This is a genomic window from Devosia sp., assembly GCF_017307565.1.
Lineage (GTDB): Bacteria > Pseudomonadota > Alphaproteobacteria > Rhizobiales > Devosiaceae > Devosia.
Window position 1 is genome coordinate 1 of record NZ_JAFKHD010000495.1, and the last position, 6,637, is coordinate 6,637.

General features: G+C 60.6%; 8 protein-coding genes. 4 read left to right on the forward strand and 4 right to left on the reverse strand.

All coding sequences use genetic code 11. The annotated features are described in order from the left end of the window. The 3 genes from J0I64_RS21540 to sdhC all read right to left on the reverse strand — a co-directional run. The coding region (locus J0I64_RS21540; protein ID WP_291412162.1) for an FAD-binding protein at positions 1-662 on the reverse strand (662 nt) is incomplete at its 3' end. A gap of 5 nt (positions 663-667) precedes the next feature. Beyond that, positions 668-1,060 (reverse strand): succinate dehydrogenase, hydrophobic membrane anchor protein, encoded by a 393-nt coding sequence (sdhD, locus tag J0I64_RS21545; RefSeq protein ID WP_291412164.1) that lies wholly within the window; start codon positions 1,058-1,060, stop codon positions 668-670. Between the two features lie 2 nt (positions 1,061-1,062). Next, complete coding sequence (sdhC, locus tag J0I64_RS21550) at positions 1,063-1,449, reverse strand: succinate dehydrogenase, cytochrome b556 subunit (protein ID WP_291412166.1); 387 nt, start codon at positions 1,447-1,449, stop codon at positions 1,063-1,065. Positions 1,450-2,062: 613 nt separating this feature from the next. Here sdhC and J0I64_RS21555 point away from each other — a divergent pair. Next, positions 2,063-3,841 (forward strand): methyl-accepting chemotaxis protein, encoded by a 1,779-nt coding sequence (locus J0I64_RS21555; protein WP_291412168.1) that lies wholly within the window; start codon positions 2,063-2,065, stop codon positions 3,839-3,841. A gap of 94 nt (positions 3,842-3,935) precedes the next feature. Here the strand turns inward: J0I64_RS21555 and J0I64_RS21560 are convergent, their stop codons facing one another. Then, positions 3,936-4,829 (reverse strand): LysR family transcriptional regulator ArgP, encoded by an 894-nt coding sequence (locus J0I64_RS21560; RefSeq protein WP_291412171.1) that lies wholly within the window; start codon positions 4,827-4,829, stop codon positions 3,936-3,938. Positions 4,830-4,901: 72 nt separating this feature from the next. Between J0I64_RS21560 and J0I64_RS21565 the strand changes: the two genes are divergently transcribed. The 3 genes from J0I64_RS21565 to J0I64_RS21575 form a co-directional block, all read left to right on the forward strand. Further along, the gene (locus tag J0I64_RS21565) at positions 4,902-5,513 is read left to right on the forward strand and encodes a LysE/ArgO family amino acid transporter (protein ID WP_291412173.1); all 612 of its coding nucleotides are present in this window, start codon (positions 4,902-4,904) and stop codon (positions 5,511-5,513) included. A 16-nt stretch (positions 5,514-5,529) separates the two neighbouring features. Beyond that, on the forward strand, positions 5,530-6,159 hold the full coding sequence (locus J0I64_RS21570) for an FMN-binding negative transcriptional regulator (protein WP_291412175.1): 630 nt from the start codon (positions 5,530-5,532) through the stop codon (positions 6,157-6,159). A gap of 65 nt (positions 6,160-6,224) precedes the next feature. After that, a partial coding sequence (locus tag J0I64_RS21575) for an NUDIX domain-containing protein (RefSeq protein WP_291412177.1) occupies positions 6,225-6,637 on the forward strand: 413 nt, incomplete at its 3' end.

Here is a 6,637-nt window from a genome sequence, read left to right on the forward strand (position 1 = left end):
CAGGTGTGCGCCGAGGTGGCGGAGAAATAGGCGCGGCCGTAGCCGCCGGTGGCGAGCACGACCATCTTCGCCGAGAAGCGATGGATGGTGCCGTCATCGAGGTTCCAGGCGACGACGCCAGTGCACACCCCGTCCGACATGATGAGGTCGAGCGCGAAATATTCGATGAAGAACTCCGCATTGTTCTTCACCGACTGGCCGTAGAGCGTGTGCAGGATGGCGTGGCCGGTACGGTCGGCGGCGGCGCAGGTGCGCTGCACCGGCGGACCATCGCCGAATTCGGTCATGTGGCCGCCGAACGGGCGCTGGTAGATCTTTCCCTCTTGGGTGCGGGAAAAGGGCACGCCGTAGTGCTCGAGTTCGTAAATGGCGGCCGGGGCTTCGCGCGCCAGATATTCCATGGCGTCGTTGTCGCCGAGCCAGTCCGAACCCTTGACGGTGTCGTACATGTGCCACTGCCAGGAATCGGGCCCCATGTTCTGGAGCGAAGCGGCGATGCCGCCCTGGGCTGCGACGGTGTGCGAGCGGGTCGGGAAAACCTTGGTGATGCAGGCGGTATTAAAACCCTGCTCGGCCATGCCCAGGGTTGCGCGGAGGCCGGCGCCACCAGCGCCAACCACCACCACGTCGAATTCGTGGTCGATCAGTTCGTAATTGGCCATTTCGATCAACCCCAGAAGACGATTTTAAGCACGGCGCCAGCGCCGGCGAGGCCGACGATCAGGCAGAAGAGCGTGTTGAGCAGCATGGTCAGGCGATACATGGAGCCGGCGAAGTAATCTTCGAGCGTATCGCGCATGCCATTGCGCATGTGCACCGCGGCAATGGCGATCAGCACGGCCAGCGGCACGCCGATCCAGAAATTGCCAACGACGGAGATCATGTCGGCGCGATCCTGCCCGGCAAGGCGCACGACGACGAAGAGCAGGAGACCGAGGAAAAGGACGTTGATCAGGCCCGTGACGCGCTGGGTAATGAAGTGGCGCGTCGACGCCTTGGCATCGCCATAGTGGGTCTTGGGGTCAGCGATCATGTCGCGGGTAATCGGAGTTTCACGCATGATCAGGCCATCCACACAAACGCGGTCCAGATGAGAAGGGTGATGATCACCGAAGCGGCGATCGTGGCCCAGGCCATCAGCTCGCGCTGGCCGGGCTCCATCATCACGGCAAAGTCCCACACCCAGTGGCGCAGGCCACCCACCATGTGATGGACCAGGCTCCAGGTGAAGCCGAAGAGCACGATCTGGCCGAACCAGCTGCCATAGATGACATTGACAAGATTGAGCGCTTCCTGGTCGAGCGCGGCGGCAACCAGCCAGATGGCGAGCAGCGCCATGCCGGCGTAATTGGCGATGCCTGTCGCACGATGGAAGATCGACATCGTCATCGTGATCGTCCAGCGATAGATCTGCAGGTGCGGAGATGTGGGGCGGGCTCTGACCGACATGGGCGTTTCCGGGGCCTTGCAAGACGCGACAGGAGGTCGCGGCTAGTTTGGAATTATTCGAGGTTTCTAGCTCTCAATTATTACGAAATCAAAGCGTCTGCGGCCCTCCTCTTTCATTTTTCGGCGCCCTCCGCACTTTGTTCGGACAGCGCACAAGGTGTGCGATCCCCGCTATGTACCTCGCTAGAAACAAAGTGCGCGATATTTCAACGTCATAGAATACTTACTTTTCATACGACAATACAAATTAGACAACAAGGTCAGCAAAACTGACAATTGTTAGAACGGGTACTGTGTCAGGGAAATTACCTATAACAATCTGGTAACTAACAGAGAGCACAATCTTCACAATCAACTGGAGATTGGTTCTATGCGGGTTTTCAGAAGTGTCCGGTCACGTATTTATGGGGCATTTGGCGCCCTTACCGTACTAATATTGATGACAGGTGCAGCATCCATATTCCTCATGTCGCAGGCCGAGCACCTCTTTTCAGAATATAGAGGCGTCGCTCGACAATCTCTTGCGATAGATGAACACCTCAGGGACATATCCGTTCTTCGAATCGACTTTCTAAATTACCTGCTCGATCCATCCCCCGAATGGGCAGCGAAGGTGCGTGGTGCGGTCGCCGAGATTACCGACGCCGGTACTGGGACCGAAGCTGCGCTCTTTCATGATGATCCCGAGGCCGTGGCCGCGCTGGAGGAAGCCAAGTCGCTCGGCGCAGACTATGCCGCAGGATTCGAAGCCATCGCAGCCTCCGCGCAGAGCGGCGGCGACCCCAAGCTTCATCCGCAAAAATCCCGCCTTACCTCCATCGGTCCGAGCCTTTATGAGCTGTTCTCCGGACTATCGGCCAAGGCGCACAAGTCGCAGAACGAACTCGGGCCGCGCATCGCGGAGCAGGAGGCGCTGCAACTCGTCATCATCGCCATCATCAGCGCTATCGGGCTCTTGATCGGCATCGCCCTGGCGATCGTTACCGGCCGCTGGCTCAACGGCACCTTCTCGCGCCTCACCGGGACGATGGGACGGCTCACCGATGGCAACTACGATATCATCATTGAGGGCACGCAGGTTCAGAACGAACTGGGCGAAATGGCGCGCGCCCTCGAGACCTTCCGCATGAACGGCATCAACGTTCAGTTGGCAGAAGAAGAGAAACAGTCTCGGGCCAATGACATGGCCGCCCGTGCCGGCATGATGGACCAATTCCAGAAGGCTTTTGACAATGTGATCGAGCGAGCCATGGCCGGTGATTTCAGCGGCCGCCTTGCGACACATTTCGGTGATACCGAGATCGACCGCATTTCCGGCAACCTTGATGGCATGATGAGCTCCATCGAGGAGGCACTCGACGAAGCAGAGCGTGTGCTCAGCGCAATGGCTCGCGCCGATCTTCGCGACAGAATGCTTGGTGAATACAGCGGCGCCTTCGCCCAACTCAAACAAAGCACCAATAGTGTTGCCGATAAACTTGAATCCATTACGCATCAGCTACGCGAAACTTCGGGTGCATTGAAGCAGGCAACCGGCGAAATCCTTGCTGGTGCCAACGACCTCTCCGAGCGCACCACGCGCCAGGCCTCAACCATTCAGGAAACCGCGTCGGCCATGGATCAATTGGCAACAACGGTAACCTTGAACGCCGAAAGGGCCCGTGAAGCCAGCAACAATGCCGTGCGGATGACCGATATTGCCGAGGCCAGCAGCAATGTCATGTCGCAGGCCACCGATGCCATGGGGCGTATCTCGAGCTCTTCTGCCAAGATCTCGAACATTATCGGCCTCATCGACGACATTGCCTTCCAGACCAATCTGCTGGCTCTCAACGCCTCGGTCGAAGCTGCACGTGCCGGCGAGGCTGGTAAGGGCTTTGCTGTGGTCGCCGTAGAAGTGCGGCGCCTTGCGCAGAACGCTGCGCAGGCGTCATCCGACGTCAAGCAATTGATCGAGCAGAGTTCCGACGAAGTGCGGGGCGGTTCAAAACTGGTCTCCGATGTTGCCGGCCGCCTCTCCGACATCATTGACGGCGTGAAATCCTCCGCTGACCTGATGGAGCACATCGCCCGCGACAGCGAATCACAAGCGTCCGGCATAGCCGAGGTGAACGTCGCGGTTCGTCAGATGGACGAAATGACCCAACACAATGCCGCGCTGGTCGAAGAAATGAACGCGGCGATCGAACAGACCGAAGGACAGGCTGGGCGCGTTGACAGCATCGTCGAGACGTTCACGCTGCGCGATGGCAACGCAGAGAAGCTAACTGCCGCCGTTGGCAAGCAAGCAGCACCAGCACCAGCGGGCGCGCGCGGCCTGATCAAGTCAGTACAGAAGGCCGCGCGGAGCTATTTCGGGGGAGCGGCAGCCGAAGACTGGAACGAGTTCTGACGAACGGGGCCTCGCCCCCACATGCGCGCGGCCTTTCCCTCCTCCCGGGTCGCGCGCATCCCCTCCCTGCAATTCCAGAAAATACCAGAATCGTTCAGTGCAATTCGCGCCGCGCCGCTTCGACCACCGCTTTGGTCAGATCAGAAAACTGTCCGGCGGCGAGGCGGCTGACCTGCCAGTGCAGCGACACATCGAGGCCCGCGCCGGGGACAAGTTCGACAAGGCGTCCCGTAGCGAGGTGATCGCGAACGAGGTGTTCGGGATTAAGACCCCAACCAAACCCCAGAAGGCAGGCATCGACAAAGCCATGGGTCGAGGGCAGGAAGTGGCTGGAGCCGCCGACATCCGACCCAAACGTGCTGACCAGCCAGTCGCGCTGCAAAAAGTCCTTCTGGTTAAAGGTGATGGCGGGCGCCCGGCGCATCGCTTCGGGCGTTACCCCATCGGGAAAATAGCGGCGGACAAATTCCGGGCTCGCATTGGCCTGATAGCGCAGGCGCCCGAGCGGCACGGTGCGACAGCCGGCGACCGGCTCGGCAAGGGCCGTCACGGCGGCCAGCACGCGCCCGCGCCGCAGCCAGTCGGCCGTGTGCTCCTCATCGTCCACCGCGATATTGAGCATGATGGTGGGGTTCTTGGCAGAAAAAGCAGCGGCGGCGGGAATGAACCAGGTCCCGAGGCTATCGGCATTGACGGCGATGTCGACGCTGATTGGGTTGCTTTCCTTGTCGAGCAATCCGGGCAGGTGCCCCATGAGATCGGTCTCGAGCATGCCGACCAGTTCCATATGGCGGCAGAGGCGCGCGCCCTTTTCGGTCGCAAGGCACGGCGTGCCGCGCTCGATCAGCACCGTGCCGAGCCGCTCTTCGAGCAGGCGCACCCGCTGGGAGATCGCCGAGGGCGTAACGTTGAGGCTCCTTGCGGCCTTTTCGAAACTGCCGGTCTGGACAACGCGGGCAACGGCAAGGGCGGCGGCATAGTCGATCATTGATTAGCTCAGCTAATTTGGGATAAGCCAGATTAATTTGCCTTACCCCCTTCTGTCGACTAGCGAAGGGCCATGGACTTTCCGACTTTCTTTGCCGGCCTTTCGGTCGGCCTCAGCCTTATCGTCGCCATCGGCGCCCAAAATGCCTTCGTCTTGCGTCAGGGTCTCAAGGGCGAACATGTCTTTGCGGTATCCCTTGCCTGTGCGCTCTCGGATGCCCTTCTGATACTCCTCGGCGTCACGAGTTTTGGACGCATTGCGGCCATCCTGCCCTGGCTCGATCCGGTCATGCGCTTTGGCGGCGCGGCCTTTCTCATCTGGTATGGCGCCAAAAGCCTCCATTCCGCGCTGAAGTCGAATAGCGCCCTTGCCGTGGGCGAAACGGAGACCGCCAAGGCGCTGGGGCCGACGTTGGCAGCCTGCCTGGCCATCACCTGGCTCAACCCGCATGTCTATCTCGATACCGTCGTGCTGCTGGGCACCATTTCGACCCAATTTACGGGGCGCGAAGGTTTTTTCGCGGCGGGCGCCATCAGTGGATCCTTCCTGTTTTTCTTTGCCCTCGGATTTGGCGCCGGTTTCCTGCGTCCCATCTTCGCCAAACCCGCAGCCTGGCGTATCCTTGAAGGCATTATCGCCCTCGTCATGTGGGGCATTGCCGCCAAGCTGCTGCTGGGCGGCTGACGATCCGAGGAAACGCATGTACCTGCCCGAGCAGTTCAGGGAAATCGACCCCGCCGAAATTGCCGATATCATCGCTGCGGCGCCGCTGGGCTGCGTCGTGGCGCAAACCTCCGCCGCGCTCGTTGCCAATCACATGCCGCTCCTTGCCGACAAGGACGGGACGCTCGTCGGACACATCGCACTTGCCAATGACATGCACCGGCTGGTGGCCGAGGGGCAGGACGTGCTGGTGATTTTCCAGGGCGTCGACGGTTATGTCTCGCCCAATTTCTATCCCAGCAAGGCCGAGCACCACCGGCATGTGCCCACCTGGAATTATCAGGTCGTCCATATGCATGGCACGATCAGCTTTCAGCACGACGAGCGCAGCAAGCGCGCCGCCGTGGGCCTGCTAACGCGCCAGCACGAGCGGCGGCTTAATGGCGACAAGGCCTGGCGCATGGCGGATGCGCCCGACGACTATATGACCGACATGCTGGGCAAGATCGTCGGTTTCCGCATTGCAGTAACCCGGACCATTGCCAAGTCCAAGCTGAGCCAGAATCGCGACCAGCGCGATTTCGATGGGGCGGTCGAGAGGCTGGAAAAGGCCGGTGACACCGCGCTCGCCGACCGGATGGCAGCGCGGCGCAACGGGGCGGAGTGAAACCGGCGATTCCAGAATCGGCGGATTTGCGCCAGCCTGCAGCCGAACCAGGCTATGGAATAACCATGAACGACAAGATCAAGCTCATCGGCACGGAAGTGCTTTCCAACGCATGGGGGCGCCTGACCCGGGCGACGCTCGACTATCGCCGCGACGATGGCATGGTGCAGCGGCTGAGCCGCGAGAACTACGACCACGGCAATGCTGCTTCCATCCTGCTGCTCAATCCCGCCCGGCGCACGGTGCTGCTGGTGCGTCAGTTCCGCTACCCCGTCTTTGCCAATGGCGACCCGGCATTCCTGCTCGAAGCGTGCGCAGGCCTCCTCGATGGCGACGATCCGCTGACCTGTGCGCGGCGCGAGGCGCTGGAAGAGACCGGGCACGAGCCGAAAAACATCGAATATGTCAGCGATGTCTATATGTCGCCCGGCTCGGTGCAGGAAAAGGTCAGCCTCTTTACCGGCCACTATGATGAGAC

What these genes read in the sequence shown, in the direction of transcription:
- J0I64_RS21570 (WP_291412175.1), top strand. Translation starts at nt 5,530, where the DNA reads ATGTACCTGCCCGAGCAGTTCAGGGAAATCGACCCCGCCGAAATTGCC.
- J0I64_RS21560 (WP_291412171.1), bottom strand. Translation starts at nt 4,829, where the DNA reads ATGATCGACTATGCCGCCGCCCTTGCCGTTGCCCGCGTTGTCCAGACC.
- J0I64_RS21565 (WP_291412173.1), top strand. Translation starts at nt 4,902, where the DNA reads ATGGACTTTCCGACTTTCTTTGCCGGCCTTTCGGTCGGCCTCAGCCTT.
- sdhD (WP_291412164.1), bottom strand. Translation starts at nt 1,060, where the DNA reads ATGCGTGAAACTCCGATTACCCGCGACATGATCGCTGACCCCAAGACC.
- sdhC (WP_291412166.1), bottom strand. Translation starts at nt 1,449, where the DNA reads ATGTCGGTCAGAGCCCGCCCCACATCTCCGCACCTGCAGATCTATCGC.